We start from the raw sequence: 17611 nt of genomic DNA, 5'->3' as shown, positions 1-17611 counted from the left end.
CCGGAAGTCGACCCGGTGATCACCGGAGGGTGATTCCCCCGGCGGCGTGCGGAGCGCTAGCCTGCGGACGTGGACCGCCGCACACGCTGGCATCTCGCCCAGGACGTCGCCGTCGCCGCGATCATCGCGGCGCTCGGGCTCGCCGAGGTCTGGGTGCCGTTCGAATCCGTCCAGGGCTCCGGCTCGCCGGTGCTGAGCACGGCGGCCATCCTCGTGGTCGGCGTGCTCCTCGCGTTGCGCCGGGTCGCGCCGCTCGTGCTCGTCGGCGTCCCGCTCACGTGGGTCGCGTGCTTCATCGCGACCGCCGGCGACACCCAGGTGCTGTTCTTCGGGGGATTCCTCCCCCTCGTCCTCGCCCTCTACACGGGCGCGCGGCACGGCCGGATCCCCGTCTCGGCGGCGGTCTGCGGTTCGGTGTTCGCGTCCGTGATCCTGGCCGACCTCTTCGTGCCCGAGCTGCAGGGCCCGAGCGAGTTGTTCTTCCACTGGGGCGTGCTCGTCACGGTCTTCCTCGTCGGTCTCGGCATGCGGGTCTCCGAACGACGGGCGGTGGATGCCGCGGTGCGTGCGGCCGCCGCCGAGAACGAGGCCCGGGAAGCGGCCATGCGGGCCGCCTCCGAGGAGCGGGCTCGCATCGCCCGCGAACTGCACGACATCCTCGGGCACTCGGTGAGCGTCATGGTGGTGCAGGCCGGAGCCGCGGCCGAGGTCGTCGACGTCGACCCGGCGGCCGCCCGCCGGGCGCTCGAGGCGATCCGGGCGACGGGCAGCGAAGCGCTCGCGGACATGCGCCGCGTCGTCGCGCTGCTCCGCGACGACGGGCTCGAAGCGCTGTCGCCGCAGCCCGGCATCGCCGGCATCCCCGAATTGATCGAGCAGGCGCGAGCGAACGGGCTCGACGTCGAGTTCCGGTCGGACGACACGAGCGACCTGTCCGCCGGCCGCCAGCTCGCCGTGTACCGGGTCGTGCAGGAGTCGCTGACGAACGTGCGCCGCCACGCCGGAGCGGCCGCCGCATCGGTCGCGATCGACCGCGCGACCGACCGCGTCGACATCACGGTGACCGACGACGGCGGCGCCGCGGTCCCGGCCGGCGCCGCGGGACACGGCCTGCTCGGCATGCGCGAGCGGGTCGCGCTGTACGGGGGCACGCTCGAGGCGGGGCCCGGGCCGACCGGATGGCGCGTTCACGCCAGCCTCCCGACGGGAGCGGGATCGTGACCGATGCGGTGCCGACCAGGGTGCTGCTCGTCGACGACCAGGAGCTGGTCCGCGTCGGATTCCGCCTCATCCTCGAACGCGCCGGGCTCGACGTGGTCGGCGAGGCGGGCGACGGTGCCGCCGCGGTCGCCGCGGCCGCCGAGCTCGCCCCCGACGTCGTCCTCATGGACATCCGGATGCCGATCATGGACGGCATCGAGGCGACCCGACGCGTCCTCGAGGCCGACGCCTCCCGGCGGGTGCTCGCCCTCACCACCTTCGACCTCGACGAGATCGTGTTCGCCGCCGTCCGTGCCGGGGCATCCGGATTCCTCCTGAAGGACGTACCGCCCGCCGACCTCGTGCACGCGGTGCGCGTGGTCGCGCGCGGCGAGGCCATGCTCGCCCCGGCGCCGACGGCGCGCCTGCTCGAACGGTTCGCCGACGCCCCCTCCCCCGATGCCGCGCTCCCCCGCGACCTCACCGATCGCGAGGTGGAGATCATCCGCCTCGTCGCCCGCGGCCGATCGAATGCCGAGATCGGGGCGACGCTCTTCCTCAGCGAGTCGACCGTGAAGACCTACGTGTCGCGCCTGCTCGCCAAGCTCGGCGCGCACGACCGCGTGCAGATCGCGATCCTCGCCTACGAATCCGGACTCGTGCGGCCGGGCGAACGGCAGGACTGACGACCGGCACCGTCGACGCCTCGGCCGCACCCACGCCCGAGGTCTGGGCGATGACACCCCTACTGGGAAGTGCGGGACCCGCGCCCCGCCCGCTAGTTTTCGGCCATGTCGGATCATTCACCGCGCCGGAGCCGGATCGCACGCTCGTTCACCGCGACGGTCGTCGCCCTCATCGCCGTCGTCGCCGGCGCCGCATCCCCCGCGCTCGCCGGCCAGCCGGCGCCGATCAACCGGTACGTCGCGCTCGGCGACTCCTACGCCGCGGGGCAGGGCGCGGGCATCCCGCTCGACGACTGCCTCAGGTCCGACGCCGCCTACCCGGTGCTGCTCGACGCGGTGCCGAGGACCAACCTGCTGCGCCAGGCCGCGTGCAGCGGCGCGACGATCGCGGACGTGATGTCGACCCAGTTGCCGCAGGTCAACCGCGGCACGACCCTCGTCACGGTGACCGCCGGCGGGAACGACCTCGGCGCCGGTGCCGTGTTCGCGGCATGCGCCCCAGACCCGTCGTCGCTCGCCTGCGCGACGGCCGTCGGCAAGGCGGAGCAGCTGCTCACGTCCGGCGTCATCGAGCAGGACCTCACGACCTTGCTGCTTGCCATCGCCGAACGCGCTCCAAACGCCCGCATCGTCGTGACCGACTACCCGGTCCCGTTCGTGAGCGGTCTGAGCGCCCTGACGGACACGGTGAACAGCGCGACGGTCGCTCTCGATGCGCAGATCGCCGCCGCGGCGTCCTCTGCGGCCCTGGCCGGAGCGAACGTCGAGTACGCGAGCATGACGTTCGCGTACCTCGGCCATCAGGTCGGCAACCCGGAACCGTGGCTCGGCGCCGACCAGTTCGAGCCGCTGACCTTCCTCCATCCGACGGCGGCCGGCCAGGCCGTCTACCGCGACGCCATCCTCGTGACGCTCGGCTGAGGCGGGCGCGGGCGCGGGCCCGATACCGGTGACATGCGGAAGGCCCGGACGTCGTCCGGGCCTTCCGAGTGGAGCCGCCTGTGGGAATCGAACCCACGACCTATTCATTACGAGTGAATCGCTCTGCCGACTGAGCTAAGGCGGCGTGGCATCCGTTGCATCGGCAGCGGACGGCACGAGAGACCATGTTAGCGGATCATCGGAGGCCTCATGACCACCAGCCTCGCCGCGCGGTGACGGTCGAGCCCGCCCGTCAGCACTCCGGATCGGACTTCGGCACGCTGCCCTCGAGGAAGAAGGATTCCACGGTCGAGTCGATGCACGCGTTGGACTTCCGGTACGCCGTGTGGCCCTCGCCGTCGTAGCTGACGAGGACGCCACTGTCGAGTTGCTCGGCGAGTTCGACCGCCCACTCGTATGGCGTCGCCGGATCGCCCGTGGTGCCGATGACGAGGATCGGCGCTGCGCCTTCGGCGCGGATCGCGGCGCGCTCGGAGTCGCTCGCGTAGGGCCACACCGAGCATCCGATGTCGCCGAAGCCGAAGTAGGGCCCGATGATCGGGGCCGCCTCGGCCAACTCGGCCGCGGCCGCCCGCATCGCGGCCGGGTCGGCGTCGTACGCGTAATCGAGGCAGTTCACCGCGCGGAACGCCTCGGTCGAGTTGTCGAGGTAGGTGCCGTCGGCTTCGCGGCCGTAGTACAGGTCGGCGAACGAGAGCGCGATGTCGGCGTCGCCGAGCATGACCGCCTCGAACATGTCGCTGAGGTATGGCCACGAATCCGGGCTGTACAGCGGGAAGATGATGGCGGTGACGAGGGAATCGGCGCCGAGGAGGCGCCCGTCGCTCGCACGGATCGGGCTGGCTTCGACCGAGGCGAGCAGCCTACCGACCTCGTCGGCCGCCGCGTCGACGGAACCGGAGAACGGGCAGTCCGCTCCGGTCAGGCAGTCGGCGAGGTAGGCGCGCAGCGCCTGCTCGAAGCCGATCGCCTGCGCGCGGGTGACCTCGTCGTTGCCGGCGGACGGGTCGATCGCGCCGTCGAGCACGAGCCGGCCCACGCGATCGGGGTACAGCCCGGCGTACGTCGCACCGAGGAAGGTGCCGTACGAGTACCCGAGGTAGTTGAGCTCGTCGTCGCCGAGCACCGCCCGCAGGAGGTCGAGGTCTCGCGCCGCGCTGACGGTGTCGACGTTGCCGAGCAGCTCGCCCGTGCCCTCGGCGCAGGCCGCCCCGAACTCCTGCCCCGCAGCGCTCACCTCGGCGATCCAGGCGTCGCTGCCCCGCTCGGCCTCTGCGATCCCGAACAGGAAGTCGTCCATCTTCGCGGGGTCGAAGCAGCTGACCGGCGTGGATCGCCCCACGCCGCGCGGATCGAACCCGATGATGTCGAAGGACTCCTGCAGCCGCGGACCGACCGCGTAGTCGATCGACTCGGCGATGAAGTCGTAGCCCGAGCCGCCGGGCCCGCCGGGGTTCACGAGCAGGGAACCGATCGGGTCGCCGCTGCGCGCGGTCTGGCGGACGAGCGCGAGCTCGATCTCGCCGGCCGGGGGGTCGCTCCAATCGAGCGGCGCCTTCGCCGTCGTGCACTGGTACTCCCCGCATCGCTCCCATTCGAGCACCTGGGAGTAGAACGGCTCGAGCTCGGCGGCGACGGACTCCCCCGTAGGCTCCGAGCGATCCGGCTCGGACGGCGGGAAGCCGGGGATCGTGCACCCGGTGAGCGCGAGCAGGCTCACGGCGGCGAGGGCCCCGATCATCGGCCGCGCGCGCCTCATCGCCGCACCGCTCCGGCCGGCTCGGGGCGACGGATCGCCGCGACGAGCATGGCCTCGAGGGCGAGCGCGGGCTGGACGTTGGCGTCGATGCGGATGCGGGCCTCCTGGATGGCGTCGAGCGTGGCGAGGGTGCGGGCGGGGGTGGCGGATGCCGCGGCGCGCGCGATCTCGTCGGCGATCTCGACGTTGACGAGCTCGAGCCCGGCGCCCAGCTGCGTGACGAGGATGTCGCGGAACAGGGAGGCGAGGTCGACGAGGATGCGGTCGATGCCGTCGCGCAGGCTCCGGGTCGCGCGGCGCTTCTGGTCCTCCTCGAGCGCGCGCAGCTGCGAGCGCAGCGCGGCGGGGACGGCCTGCCCGGGGGCGATGCCGAGCGATCGCAGGGTGTGCTCGCGCTCCTCGGCGTCGCGCAGCTCGGCGATGGCCTTCGCGTCGTCGCCGGCGATCTCGAGCAGTCGCGCCGCGGTCATGACGGCGCCGGGCGCGGAACGGACCTGGAGCGCCAGTCGCAGCGTCTCGGCCCGGCGCTCGCGCGCCTCGGTGCTCGTGGCCAGGCGGAGGGCCATGCCGATATGGCTCTGCGCCTCGCGTGCGGCCCGCTCGGCGAGGGCCGGTTCGACGCCGTCGCGGCGGACCAGGAGGTCGGCGACGTCGGCCACGCTCGGCACCTGGAGGCGCACGGAGCGGACGCGGGAGCGGATGGTCGGGATGAGGTCGGCCTCGCTCGGCGCGCACAGGATCCAGACGGTGCGCTCGGGCGGCTCCTCCAGCTCCTTCAACAGCACGTTGGAGGTCTGCTCGGTCATGCGGTCGGCGTCCTCCACCACGATGACCCGGTGGTAGCCGACCGACGGCGCGTAGTGCGATCGCTCGACGATCTTGCGGACGTCGGCGACCTTGATGATGACGCCCTCGGTCGTGAGCACGTGCAGGTCGGGATGGCTGCGAGCCTCGACCTGGATGCGCGTGGCGCGGTCGCCGTCGGGGTCGCCCGAGAGGAGCGCCTCGGCGAACGCGTAGGCGAGGTTGGATCGGCCCGAGCCCGGCGGCCCGGTGATGAGCCACGAGTGGGTCATGTCGGCCGAGTCGCGCGCGTGGCGCGACGCGAGCGCGGCCGCGCGAAGCAGCTGGATCGCGGCATCCTGCCCGGTCAGGTCACTCCACACGGTCACGAGCCCAACGCTACCCCTGCCCGCCGACCAGGACCGCCCTCACAGCAGCGGCTCCACGCTGGCGCGGACGATCGACGCGATCTCGTCGACGCCGAGCTCGGCGTCGACCACCACGATCCGGTCCGGCTCCCGGTCGGCGAGCTCGAGGTAGGCGGCACGGACCCGGTCGTGGAACTCGACCGTCTCGGCCTCGAGTCGGTCGTATCGGGTCCGTGCGCCCTGCAGTCGCGCCATCGAGACCTCGGAGGGCAGGTCGAGCAGCACCGTGAGGTCGGGAAGCAGCCCCTCGGTCGCCCACTCCGAGAGCGAGCGCACCTGGGCGGGGTCGAGCACCCGACCGGCGCCCTGGTAGGCGACCGACGAGTCGAGGTAGCGGTCCTGCACGACGACCTCGCCCCGCTGGAGCGCGGGACGGACGACCGTGGCGACGTGGTGCGCGCGATCGGCGGCGTAGAGCAGCGCCTCGGCGCGCGGAGCGATCTCGACGCGATGGTGCAGGACGATCTCGCGCACCTCGACGCCGAGGTCGGTGCCGCCCGGCTCGCGAGTGCGCACCACGGTGCGGCCGCGCTCGACGAGCCAGCGCTCCAGCAGCTCGGCCTGCGTGCTCTTGCCGGAGCCGTCGCCGCCCTCGAGCGTGATGAAGAGCCCTCGCGTCACGAGGAGGTCTTCTTGGCGCGGGATGCCGCCGGGCGCTTCGCGGCCGACTTCGCGGTGGTGCGCTTCGCCTTCGATGGAGCCGGTCCCTTGTCGCGCTTGATCTGCAGCAGCTCGACGGCGCGCTCGAAGGTGATGTCCTCGACCGATTCGGCACGCGGAATCGTCGCGTTCGTCGTGCCGTCGGTGACGTACGGTCCGAACCGGCCGTCCTTCACCTTGATCGGCTTGCCGCTCACGGGGTCCTCCGCGAACTCCTTGAGGGCGCTCGACGCGCGCCGGGCTCCGTACTTCGGCTGCGCCAGCAGTTCGAGCGCGCCGGGCAGGTCGATCTCGAAGATGGCGTCCTCGCTCGGAAGGGTCCGCGTCTCGGCGCCCTTCTTCAGGTAGGGACCGTACCGGCCGTTCTGCGCCGTGATCTCGTCGCCGGACTCCGGGTCCGCGCCCACCACGCGCGGCAGGTCGAGGAGCTTCAACGCGGTGGCGAGGTCGACCTCCTCGATCTGCATGCTCTTGAACAGCGAGGCCGTGCGAGGCTTCGGCGCGGCGGCCTTCTTCGCCCCGCGCTTCGGCTTCTCCTCGACCACCTCGCCGGTCGCCGGGTCGACGGATGCCGCAGGCGCCTCGGGCTCGGGCTCGACCTCGGTGACGTACGGTCCGAACCGGCCGTCCTTCACCACGACCTGCTTGCCGTTGTCGGGGTTCACGCCGAGCACGCGGTCGCCCTGGACGGGCGCGTCGATGAGCTCCTGCGCCTTCTCGGCGGTCAGCTCGTCGGGGGCGAGGTCGTCGGGAAGGTTCACCCGCCGCGGAGCGGCATCCGTCGCGTCGTCCGCAGCGGCCGTCTCGAGGTACGGGCCGTACTTGCCGATCCGGAGCGTGATGTGGGGTGCGATCTCGACGGAGTTGATCTCGCGGGCGTCGATGTCGCCGAGGTTGTCGACGACCTGGCGGAGGCCGCGGTGGCGGTCGCTGCCGAAGTAGAACTCGTTCAGCCAGTCGACGCGGTCGGCCTCGCCGGACGCGATGCGGTCGAGGTCGTCCTCCATCTCGGCGGTGAAGTCGTACTCGACCAGGTCGCCGAAGTGCTCCTCGAGCAGTCGGACCACCGAGAAGGCGACCCAGCTCGGGACGAGGGCCTGTCCGCGCTGCGTGACGTAGCCCCGGTCGAGGATGGTCGAGATGATCGACGCGAACGTCGACGGCCGGCCGATCCCGAGCTCCTCGAGTCGCTTGACGAGGCTCGCCTCGGTGTAGCGGGGCGGCGGGCTGGTCTCGTGGCCCTTGGCCTCGAGCTCGGCCAGCCCCACGACCTGCCCTTCCTTCAGCGGCGGGAGCTTGGCCTCGCCGGGGGTCTCCTCGGCGTTGCGCTCCTCGTCGCGGCTCTCCTCGTAGGCGGCGAGGAACCCGCGGAAGGTGATCACCGTGCCGCTCGCCGTGAACTCGGCGGTCGTGCCGCCGATCGCCGCGGTCGGGTCGGCGGGAGCCGCGGCATCCGCCCGGGTCGGCCCGACCTCGATCGTCACGGTCGCGGTCTGGCCCTTGGCGTCGGCCATCTGCGAGGCGACCGTGCGCTTCCAGATGAGGTCGTAGAGCTTGAACTCGCTGCCTCGCAGCGCGCTCTGCAGCTCGGACGGCGTGCGGAAGACCTCGCCCGAGGGGCGGATGGCCTCGTGCGCCTCCTGCGCGTTCTTCGACTTGCCGGCGTAGGCGCGCGGCTTCTCCGGGACGCTGTCGGCCCCGTAGAGCTTGGTGGCCTGGGTGCGCGCCGCGGTGATCGCCTGCTGCGAGAGCGACACCGAGTCGGTGCGCATATAGGTGATGTAGCCGTTCTCGTAGAGCGACTGGGCGACCCGCATGGTGTCGCGCGCCGAGAGGCGCAGCTTGCGCGCGGCCTCCTGCTGCAGCGTCGACGTCGTGAACGGCGCCGCGGGCCGTCGCGAGTACGGCTTGGATTCGACCTTGGCGACGCGGCGCTCGACGCGGTCGTCGCGGAGCGCCTCGGCGAGCGCGTGCGCGGTCGGCTCGTCGAGCACCACCGCCTTGCCCTTCAGGCGGCCGGCGTCGTCGAAGTCGCGACCGGTGGCGACCCGCTCGCCGGCGAGGCGCACGAGCTTCGCCTCGAACCCGGCGTCGTCGCTCGTGAACCGGCCGACGAGGTCCCAGTAGCCGGCGGCGACGAAGGCGAGGCGCTCGCGCTCCCGGTCGACGACGAGGCGCGTCGCCGCCGACTGGACCCGCCCTGCGGACAGGCCCGGCCCCACCTTGCGCCACAGCACGGGCGAGACCTCGTAGCCGTAGAGCCGGTCGAGGATGCGGCGCGTCTCCTGCGCGTCGACGAGCGAGGTGTCGAGTTCGCGGGTGTGGTCCTTGGCCTTCTGGATCGCGTCCTTCGTGATCTCATGGAAGACCATGCGGCGCACGGGCACCTTGGGCTTCAGCTCCTGGAGCAGGTGCCACGCGATGGCCTCGCCCTCGCGATCCTCATCGGTCGCGAGCAGGAGTTCGTCGGCATCCTTCAACGCCCGCTTCAGCTCGGCGACCGTCTTCTTCTTCGAATCGGACACGACGTAGTACGGCTCGAAGCCGTTCTCGACGTCGACGGAGAACTTGCCGAGCGAGCCCTTCTTGAGCTCGGGCGGGAGGTTCTTGGGCTCGACGAGGTCGCGGATGTGACCGACGGAGGACAGGACCTCGTAGCCCTCGCCCAGGTACTGGGCGATGGACTTCATCTTCGTCGGCGACTCCACGATCACGAGCTTCTTCGCGCCTGCCACCGGACTCCTCTTGCTTGAAAATCGAGAACGAGATGCGCACGATGTCGCCGCGCCCCCGAGCGGTGTGCACTTGGCCGGCGGCATCGCGCCGACAGGCACACCATACACATTCCGGCCGTGAGCGCACCCACCGCCTCCACCGCCGGGGACGGGACGCAAGACCCTTGCGTGCGTGGAGGACAGGAGGACAATGGCGGCATGGACACGTCATCCGGCACCTACACCGCGAAGCTGATCGACGGGCCCCTCGAGGGGAGGACGGTGTCGACCGGCTTCCTCGATTCCGGCGACCCGCAGCCCCGCCTCGAGCTCCACGCCGACGCCGGCAAGCGGTACGTGTACTCGCGCGGCGCCGGACTGGAGTTCGACGCACCCGGCGACGACCGGCCCACCGCCGTGGAGTACCGCTTCATCGAGACCGTCTTCGACTGATCCCCGCGGGTCGGGGCGGCGCGCTCGTCACCTGCCGCCCCGGCTCCGGTTCAATCGGCGGCGTCGAGGTCAGCGTGCGACGGTGAAGTTGAAGATCGAGTCGTCGAAGTGGTTGTAGCCCTCGTAGTCGATGAGGTCGTACAGGTCGGCGCGATGCTGCATCTCGGGCAGCAGGCGCGTGAGCGCACCGGCATCCGCCAGCTCGTCGAGGCCCCGTCCGGCGGCCCCCATCGCGATGCGCAGGAGCGACACCGGCCAGATGACGAGGTTCATGCCGACGTCGGCGAGCTGCTGCGCGGTGAACAGCTCGCTCTTGCCGAACTCGGTCATGTTCGCCAGCAGCGGCACGTCGACCGCCGCGCGCATCGCCGCGAACTCCTCGAGCGATCGCATCGCCTCGGGGAAGATCGCGTCGGCGCCCGCGTCGACGAGCGCCTTCGCGCGGTCGACCGCCGCGTCGAGGCCGTCGACCGCCGCGATGTCGGTGCGCGCCATGATCAGGAGGTTCGGGTCGCGACGGGCGTCGACCGCGGCGCGGATGCGCTGGAGCGCCGTGTGCTCGTCGACGACCTGCTTGCCGTCGAGGTGGCCGCACCGCTTGGGGTTGACCTGGTCCTCGATGTGCAGGCCCGCGAGGCCGGCGTCCTCCATCTCCTGCACGGTGCGGGCGACGTTCATGGGCTCGCCGAAGCCGGTGTCGGCGTCGACGATCGCGGGCAGCTCCGTCATCCGCGCGATCTGCTTCGCGCGCCCGGCGACCTCGGTCAGGGTCGTCAGGCCGATGTCGGGCAGGCCGAGGTCGGCCGAGAGCACGGCGCCCGAGATGTACACGCCCTCGAAGCCCTTGCGCTCGATGAGGCGGGCCGAGAGCGGGTTGAACGCGCCGGGGAAGCGGAGCAGCTCGCCGCTCGCGAGGCGCTCGCGGAATGCGGCGCGCTTGTCGGCCGGCGTGGTCTGTGCGTAGAGCATGGGTCCTCCTGGACGATGCGGCGGGCCGGTCGGCCCGGACGGGTTCCTACGTCTCGCTCGCCGAGGTGGCGAGCGCGTTCGCGAGGCTGAGGTGCAGGTGCACGTGGGTGGCGTGGACGGCGAGTTCGGCATCGCCGGCGAGGATCGCCTCGACGATGAGCCGATGCTCCTCGGCGGCCGCGCGCAGGCGGTCGGGGTTGTGGCGTGCGAGCCGGCGGATGCGGGCGGAGTGGAGCTGCACGCTCCGCAGCGCGGCGGCGAGGAAGGGGTTCTCGACCGCGGCCTCGATCGCGTCGTCGAGCTCGTCGACGATCGCGAAGTACCCGGCGAGCCCCGCCTCGCCCTGCGCGAGCAGCGCCGGCGCCTCGGTGAGGCGCTCGAGCAGGCGGCGGAACGGCTCGTCCTCGCGGCGCCGTGCCGCGAGGCCGGCGGCCTTCGCCTCGAGCGCCTCGCGCAACTCGTACAGCGCGACGATGTCGTCGTGCGAGACGGCGGTGACGACGGTGCCCCGCCCGCTCGACTCCACCAGGCCGTCGGCGACGAGTCGGCGCAGCGCCTCGCGCACGGGCGTCCGGCTCACGCCGAGCCGGGTGGACTGCTCCACCTCCTGGAGCACCGTGCCGGGCGACAGCGCTCCGTCGAGGATCTCCGACCGGAGGGAGCGGTAGGCCCGTTCACCGGCTCGCATGCCTGCCCTCCTCGCTCACTCGTCGGCTTGTTGTATACACGGATGCGACGGAGCCGTGACGCCCCGCCGTCGAGCGACGTGTTCTGGGGCCATCTGAGCACCCCTTCACCATCCAGTGTATACACAGCGGTCAGCGGGACGAACGGCCCCACGGCGCCGCGCGGCCGGGCCTAGCCTCGGCCCATGGACACGACGACGCCGTCGATGACCGCCCCGCCGACGATCACGAAGGACCTCTCGGCGCTTCGCACGCGACCCAACCTGGTCGACTACGACGCGACGCGCGCCGGCTTCGACTGGGACGACGCTCGGCGGGCACTCGCCGGGCTGCCCGGCGGAGGCGTCAACATCGCCTACGAGGCCGTCGGCCGCCACGCCGCCGGGCCGCACGCCGGGCGCGAGGCCCTGCGGTTCGTACGCGCCGACGGCTCGACCCGGTCGTACAGCTTCGCCGACCTCGCCGAACGCGCCGATCGGTTCGCCGCCGTGCTGCGCGGACTCGGCGTGCGCCACGGCGAGCGCGTGTACTCGCTGCTGGGCCGGACGCCCGAGCTCTACGCCGCGGTGCTCGGCACGCTCATGCACGGCGCCGTGTTCTGCCCGCTCTTCTCGGCATTCGGCCCCGAGCCCGTGCAGCAGCGACTGCGCATCGGGAGCGGGCGCGTGCTCGTGACCACTCGCACGCTCTACCGCCGCAAGGTCGCCCAGCTCCGCGACGAGCTCCCCGACCTCGCTCACGTGCTGCTCATCGACGGCGACGCCGGCGACGACGAGCCCGGCACCCTCGACCTCGCGGACCTGCTCGCCGCCGCCGCGCCGTACGGCGAGACGGCGCCGACCGGGCCGGAGGACATGGCCCTGCTCCACTTCACCAGCGGCACCACGGGCCGTCCGAAGGGCGCCGTCCACGTCCACGATGCGGTGACCGCGCACTACGCGACCGGGCGGTTCGCGCTCGACCTGCACCCCGACGACGTGTACTGGTGCACCGCCGACCCCGGCTGGGTCACCGGGATGTCGTACGGCATCATCGCCCCCCTGGTGCACGGGGTGACCAGCATCGTCGACGAGGAGGAGATGGACGCGGAACGCTGGTACCGCATCCTCGAGGAGCAGCGGGTCACCGTCTGGTACACGGCGCCGACCGCGCTGCGGATGCTCATGAAGGCCGGCGCGGAGCGCGCCGCCGCCCACGACCTCTCCGCACTCCGGTTCGTGGCGAGCGTCGGCGAGCCGCTCAATCCCGAAGTGGTCGTCTGGGGACAGGAGGCGCTCGGCCTGCCGGTGCACGACAACTGGTGGCAGACGGAGACCGGCGGCATCATGATCTCGAACTACCCGGCGATGGACATCCGCCCCGGCTCGATGGGGCGCCCGCTCCCCGGGATCGAGGCCGCCATCGTCGCCCGCGACGACCAGGGCGACCCCGTCGTGCGCGACGGCGAGGCGGTGCTCGTCACCGACCCGGATGCCACGGGCGAGCTGGCGCTCCGCCCCGGGTGGCCCTCGATGTTCCGTGGCTACCTCGACGAGGAGGAGCGCTACCTGAAGTGCTTCGCGGGCGGGTGGTACCTCACCGGCGACCTCGCGCGGCGCGACGCCGACGGGTACTTCTGGTTCGTCGGCCGCCGCGACGACGTCATCAAGTCCTCCGGCCACCTGATCGGGCCGTTCGAGGTGGAGAGCACCCTCCTCGAGCACGACGCGGTCGCCGAGGCCGCCGTGATCGGCGTGCCCGACCCCGTGGCCGGCGAGGTCGTCAAGGCGTTCGTCGAGCTGAAGCCCGGCCACGAGCCATCCGACGCCCTGCGCCGGGAGCTGATCGGCTTCGCGCGGAAGCGACTCGGCGCCGCCGTCGCCCCGCGCCTGCTCGACTTCACCGCCGCGCTGCCCAAGACCCGGAGCGGCAAGATCCTGCGGCGGTTGCTGAAGGCGCGCGAGCTCGGCCTGCCGGAAGGCGACACGTCGACGCTGGAGGTCGGCCGATGACCCCGGAGGAGCGCGCTCACGTGATCGAGGCCGACCCGGAGCGCGCCGTCGGCCTGCTGCGGGACATGCTGCGCGTGCGCCGGCTCGAGGAGCGCTGCGTCGAGCAGTACAGCGCGACGCGGATCCGCGGCTTCCTGCACGTCTACATCGGCGAGGAGGCCGTCGCGGCCGGGGTGATGTCGGCGCTCGGCCCGGAGGACGCCGTCGTCGCGACCTACCGCGAGCACGGCCATGCGCTCCTCCGCGGCGTCCCGGCGACCGCCATCATGGCGGAGATGTACGGCCGCGCCGAGGGGTGCTGCCGCGGACGCGGCGGGTCGATGCACCTGTTCGACGCCGCGACGCGCTTCTACGGCGGCAACGCGATCGTCGCCGGGGGGCTCCCCCTCGCCGTGGGCCTGGCGCTCGCCGACGCGATGGCCGGCCGCGATCGGGTGACGGTGTGCTTCTTCGGCGAGGGCGCCGTCGCCGAAGGCGAGTTCCACGAGAGCCTGAACCTCGCGGCGCTGTGGGACCTGCCCGTCCTCTTCTGCTGCGAGAACAACCTCTACGCCATGGGCACGGCGCTCGAGCGGTCGGAGTCGCAGACCGACATGGCGCTCAAGGCGTCCTCGTACGCGATCGCGTCGTGGGCGGTCGACGGCATGGACGCGCTCGCGGTCGAGGAGTCGGCGCGGCGCGCAGTGGACGCGGTCCGCTTGGGCGGCGGGCCGCATTTCCTCGAGTTCCGCACGTACCGGTTCCGGGCGCACTCGATGTTCGACCCGGAACGCTACCGCGACCGTTCGGAGGTGGAGCGCTGGGTGGAGCGCGACCCGATCACGATGCTGCGGTCCGCCCTCGAGGCGGCCGGCCGCCTCGACGCGGAACGATGGACCGAGCTGGAACGCGAGGCCGACGAGGAGGTGGACGCCGCGGTCGCGTTCGCCGAGGCGGGCACGCTCGAACCCGTCGAGGAGCTCGATCGCTTCGTCTACAGCGAGTCGGTCGCGCCGGACCGAGCCGGCGAACGGGTGCCGCGATGAGGACGACCTACCGGGAGGCGATGCGCGAGGCCATGCGCGACGCACTGCGCCGCGACGAACGCGTGTTCCTCATGGGAGAGGACGTCGGGCGCTACGGCGGCGGCTTCGCCGTGAGCCTCGGCCTGCTGGAGGAGTTCGGGCCGGGGCGGATCCGGGACACGCCGCTCTCGGAGGCGGGCTTCGTCGGGGCGGGCATCGGAGCCGCGCTCGGCGGCATGCGACCGATCGTCGAGGTCATGACCGTCAACTTCAGCCTGCTCGCGCTCGACCAGATCGTGAACAACGCCGCGACCCTGCTCCACATGTCCGGCGGGCAGTTCAACGTGCCGCTGGTCATCCGCATGACCACCGGCGGCGGTCGCCAGCTCGCCGCGCAGCACTCGCACAGCCTCGAGGGCTGGCTGGCCCACATCCCGGGCCTCCGGATCCTCGCCCCGGCCACGCTGGAGGACGCGCGGGGCATGCTGTGGACGGCGCTCGAGGATCCGGACCCGGTGCTGGTCTTCGAGCACGGCTCGCTCTACAACGTCGAGGGCGAGCTCGCGGATGACGCGGGCCCGGTGGACATCGACCGTGCGGCGGTGCGACGGCCGGGGGCCGACGTGTCGATCATCACCTACGGCGGCACCCTGCCGACGGCGCTCGAGGCGGCCGAGTCGCTCGCCGCCGACGGGATCGACGCGGAGGTGCTCGACCTGCGCACGCTCCGACCGCTCGACGACGAGGCGATCCTCGCCACGGTCGCGAGGACCCACCGAGCGGTCGTGGTCGACGAGGGCTGGCGCAGTGGCAGCCTCTCGGCCGAGGTCAGCGCGCGGATCACCGAGTCGGCCTTCTACGACCTCGACGCGCCCGTCGGGCGAGTCTGCAGCGCGGAGGCGCCGATCCCGTACGCCAAGCACCTCGAGCAGGCCGCGCTGCCGTCCGTCGAACGCGTGGTCGATGCGGCCCGCGAGGCGGTGGGGACCCGTGCCTGACCTGCTCATGCCGTCGCTCGGGGCCGACATGGAGCACGGCAAGGTCGTCGAGTGGCTCGTGCGGCCGGGCGACTACGTGCGCCGCGGCGAGCTCATCGCCGCCGTCGACACCGAGAAGACCGTCATGGAGATCGAGTCGTTCGAGGACGGCGTGCTCGCCGAGTACCTCGTCGAGCTCGGCGAGACCGTGCCGGTGGGCACCCCCATCGCCCGGGTGACGGGCACGCCCGCCGACGTGCCGGCCGAGTCGCCGCCGGATGGCGCGCACCCGCCGTCCTCGCCGGCGGTGACTCCCCGGCCGCCCGCCGAACCGGGTGAGCGCGTGACTCCGCCGGTCCGCCACCTCGCACAGCAGCTCGGCGTCGACGTGCACCGGGTGACGGGAACGGGGCGACAGGGCGCCGTGACTCGCCGGGACGTGGAGGCGGCGGCGCGGTCCGGTCCCGATGCACCGTCGGGTGCCACGGCCGGACGCGTGCGCTCCTCCCCGCGGGCCCGCCGCCTGGCCGCGGACCTCGGGATCGACCTGGCCGACGTGCCCGGCACCGGCGACGGCGGTGCCGTGACCGAGGCGGACGTGCGCCTCGCCGCCGGCCGGGGCGGCTCGCGATCCGACCTCCCGGCACCGGGCGGCGAGTCGGCGGTGCCCGCTCCGCCCGAGGCGAGCCGTTCCGAGCGCGGGGATCGCGGGCGGGCGGCCGAACGGGTCGCCGGCCTCCGGCGCGCGATCGGGTCCCTCATGGCCCGCTCCAAGCGGGAGGTGCCGCACTACTACCTGAGCACGACGATCGACCTGACCCGAGCGCTCGACTGGATGCGGGAGGCGAACGCCGACCGGCCCATCTCGGACCGCCTCGTTCCGGCCGCGCTGCTGCTCGCCGCCACGGCGCGGGCGGCACGCGAGGTGCCGGACGTGAACGGGTTCTTCGTCGACGGCGCCTTCCGGCCGAGCGAGGCCGTGCATCTCGGCGTCGCGGTCGCCCTCCGGGGCGGTGGTCTCGTGGCGCCGGCCATCCGCGACGCGGACTCGATGCCGCTGGACCGGCTCATGCCGGCGCTGCGCGACTTGGTGGCGCGGGCGCGCTCGGGCCGGTTGCAGCGCGCGGAGATGACCGACCCCACGATCACGGTGACGAACCTCGGCGACCTCGGCGTGGAGGCGGTGTTCGGCGTCATCTACGCGCCGCAGGTGGCGCTGGTCGGCTTCGGCCGGGTCACGGAGCAGCCGTGGGCGAGGGACGGCATGCTCGGCGTGCATCCGGTCGTCACGGCGACGCTCTCGGCCGACCATCGCGTCAGCGACGGCCTCCGCGGCGGACGCTTCCTGACCCGCATCGACGAACTGCTGCAGGAGCCGGAGGGACTGTGAACGAGACCGACGCCCGCGCGGCCGTGCTGGCCGCCCTCAACGAGGTCGCGCCCGAGATCGAGACCGACGACCTCGACGGATCGGAGCGCCTCCGGCAGGATCTCGAGCTGGACTCGCTGGACTTCCTCCGGCTCCTCGAGACCCTGTCCCAGACGACCGGGGTCGCCGCGTCCGAGGACGACTACCCGGGTCTGACCACGGTCGGCGCCCTCGTCGACTACGTCGCGGCCCGCGACTGACCCCGCCCCCGATCGCGCCTCACCCCGTCGGGTCGGGCGGACCGGCACGCGCATCGGCCGTGGCCGGGGCGAACGGGGCGTCGACCGCGACGCGCACGAGCACCGTCGGGCCCGCGACCTCGCAGGCGACGATCCGGGCGGCGTTGCGCTCCGCCGCGCGCGCGGCCATCGCGCAGGGGGCTTCGGCCACCGCGCCCGACAGGGCATCGGCGGCGGCGAGCGAGGCGGCATCCGCGGCGTTCGCCGCGTACTGGGACGCCACGACGCCGGCGAGGACGCTCGCGAATCCCGCGGCGAGCGCGACGCAGGCCCCGGCGATCGCGACCGCGAGGACCGTCGCCGCGCCGGACTCGTCCGCCAGCCGGTCGCGGATCCCGAGCGCGACGGTCCGTCGCCGCGACCCGGTGCCGCTCACAGCCCGCCGCGCATCGCGCACGACGTGGCCCGCAGCTCGATCGCGGCGAGCACGCCGCCCGCGTCCCCCGTGAGGGTCGCGCACACGAACCGCTCGTCCGTGCGGGCGGACATCCGCACGCCCGGCGCGTTGCGTCCGGCGATCGCGGCCGCCTCCGCCACGGGGTCGCCGCGGCCGAGCGAGCGCGCCGCGTCGGCGGCGGCATCCGCGAGGCGCACCTGCACGGCGGCGACGTGCACCGACGAGATCGACAGTGCCAGCACGAGTGCGATCGCGGGCAGCGCGACGGCGAACTCCGCCGTCACGCTGCCCCGC

Annotated in this window: 17 protein-coding genes and 1 tRNA gene; 9 read left to right on the top strand and 9 right to left on the bottom strand. The window is 72.8% G+C overall.

From position 1 onward, the window contains the following. The first annotated feature begins 69 nt into the window (after positions 1–69). From ACUY4T_RS11175 to ACUY4T_RS11165, 3 genes are all read left to right on the top strand, one after another. A complete protein-coding gene (locus tag ACUY4T_RS11175) occupies positions 70–1221 on the top strand; it encodes a sensor histidine kinase (RefSeq protein WP_446019011.1) in 1152 nt (383 codons plus the stop codon). Further along, positions 1179–1886 (top strand): response regulator, encoded by a 708-nt coding sequence (locus ACUY4T_RS11170; protein WP_446019010.1) that lies wholly within the window; start codon positions 1179–1181, stop codon positions 1884–1886. The genes ACUY4T_RS11175 and ACUY4T_RS11170 overlap by 43 nt, the downstream gene beginning before the upstream one ends. Positions 1887–1991: 105 nt before the next feature. Then, complete coding sequence (locus ACUY4T_RS11165) at positions 1992–2807, top strand: SGNH/GDSL hydrolase family protein (RefSeq protein WP_446019009.1); 816 nt, start codon at positions 1992–1994, stop codon at positions 2805–2807. A 69-nt stretch (positions 2808–2876) separates the two neighbouring features. On the opposite strand, the gene ACUY4T_RS11160 is transcribed toward ACUY4T_RS11165, so the two are convergent. From ACUY4T_RS11160 to topA, 5 genes are all read right to left on the bottom strand, one after another. After that, positions 2877–2952 (bottom strand) — tRNA-Thr (locus tag ACUY4T_RS11160). 108 nt (positions 2953–3060) lie between these two features. Beyond that, entirely contained in the window at positions 3061–4569 is a 1509-nt protein-coding gene (locus ACUY4T_RS11155) for an alpha/beta hydrolase (protein ID WP_446019008.1), read from the bottom strand. 14 nt (positions 4570–4583) lie between these two features. After that, on the bottom strand, positions 4584–5759 hold the full coding sequence (locus tag ACUY4T_RS11150) for a DNA polymerase III subunit delta' (protein ID WP_446019007.1): 1176 nt from the start codon (positions 5757–5759) through the stop codon (positions 4584–4586). A 39-nt stretch (positions 5760–5798) separates the two neighbouring features. Beyond that, entirely contained in the window at positions 5799–6419 is a 621-nt protein-coding gene (gene tmk / locus ACUY4T_RS11145) for a dTMP kinase (RefSeq protein WP_446019006.1), read from the bottom strand. Continuing rightward, a complete protein-coding gene (gene topA / locus ACUY4T_RS11140) occupies positions 6416–9193 on the bottom strand; it encodes a type I DNA topoisomerase (protein WP_446019005.1) in 2778 nt (925 codons plus the stop codon). The genes tmk and topA overlap by 4 nt, the downstream gene beginning before the upstream one ends. A gap of 198 nt (positions 9194–9391) precedes the next feature. On the opposite strand from topA, the gene ACUY4T_RS11135 reads away from it, so the two are divergent. Continuing rightward, on the top strand, positions 9392–9625 hold the full coding sequence (locus ACUY4T_RS11135) for a hypothetical protein (protein WP_446019004.1): 234 nt from the start codon (positions 9392–9394) through the stop codon (positions 9623–9625). Between the two features lie 69 nt (positions 9626–9694). On the opposite strand, the gene prpB is transcribed toward ACUY4T_RS11135, so the two are convergent. After that, positions 9695–10594, bottom strand: a complete 900-nt coding sequence (prpB, locus tag ACUY4T_RS11130) for a methylisocitrate lyase (RefSeq protein ID WP_446019003.1) — start codon at positions 10592–10594, stop codon at positions 9695–9697. 46 nt (positions 10595–10640) lie between these two features. Next, positions 10641–11282, bottom strand: coding sequence for a GntR family transcriptional regulator (locus tag ACUY4T_RS11125; protein ID WP_446019002.1), 642 nt, complete (start codon positions 11280–11282; stop codon positions 10641–10643). Between the two features lie 183 nt (positions 11283–11465). Here ACUY4T_RS11125 and acsA point away from each other — a divergent pair, with 183 nt between their 5' ends. From acsA to ACUY4T_RS11100, 5 genes are read left to right on the top strand one after another with little or no spacing between them, the layout of a single operon-like run. Further along, entirely contained in the window at positions 11466–13271 is a 1806-nt protein-coding gene (gene acsA / locus ACUY4T_RS11120) for an acetate--CoA ligase (RefSeq protein ID WP_446019001.1), read from the top strand. Then, complete coding sequence (gene pdhA / locus ACUY4T_RS11115) at positions 13268–14296, top strand: pyruvate dehydrogenase (acetyl-transferring) E1 component subunit alpha (protein WP_446019000.1); 1029 nt, start codon at positions 13268–13270, stop codon at positions 14294–14296. Before acsA ends, pdhA begins: the two co-directional genes overlap by 4 nt. Then, a complete protein-coding gene (locus ACUY4T_RS11110) occupies positions 14293–15273 on the top strand; it encodes an alpha-ketoacid dehydrogenase subunit beta (RefSeq protein WP_446018999.1) in 981 nt (326 codons plus the stop codon). The genes pdhA and ACUY4T_RS11110 overlap by 4 nt, the downstream gene beginning before the upstream one ends. Further along, positions 15266–16642, top strand: coding sequence for a dihydrolipoamide acetyltransferase family protein (locus tag ACUY4T_RS11105; RefSeq protein WP_446018998.1), 1377 nt, complete (start codon positions 15266–15268; stop codon positions 16640–16642). The genes ACUY4T_RS11110 and ACUY4T_RS11105 overlap by 8 nt, the downstream gene beginning before the upstream one ends. Then, positions 16639–16881: an acyl carrier protein gene (locus ACUY4T_RS11100; protein WP_446018997.1), complete on the top strand. Its 243-nt coding sequence runs from the start codon at positions 16639–16641 to the stop codon at positions 16879–16881. Before ACUY4T_RS11105 ends, ACUY4T_RS11100 begins: the two co-directional genes overlap by 4 nt. Positions 16882–16900: 19 nt before the next feature. Here the strand turns inward: ACUY4T_RS11100 and ACUY4T_RS11095 are convergent, their stop codons facing one another. Beyond that, the gene (locus ACUY4T_RS11095) at positions 16901–17296 is read right to left on the bottom strand and encodes an Rv3654c family TadE-like protein (protein WP_446018996.1); all 396 of its coding nucleotides are present in this window, start codon (positions 17294–17296) and stop codon (positions 16901–16903) included. Beyond that, positions 17293–17601 (bottom strand): TadE family type IV pilus minor pilin, encoded by a 309-nt coding sequence (locus ACUY4T_RS11090; RefSeq protein ID WP_446018995.1) that lies wholly within the window; start codon positions 17599–17601, stop codon positions 17293–17295. The genes ACUY4T_RS11095 and ACUY4T_RS11090 overlap by 4 nt, the downstream gene beginning before the upstream one ends. Positions 17602–17611: the final 10 nt, after the last annotated feature.

The sequence above is a fragment of the Agromyces arachidis genome, from assembly GCF_052805135.1.
This window is presented reverse-complemented; position numbering and strand designations above follow the sequence as displayed.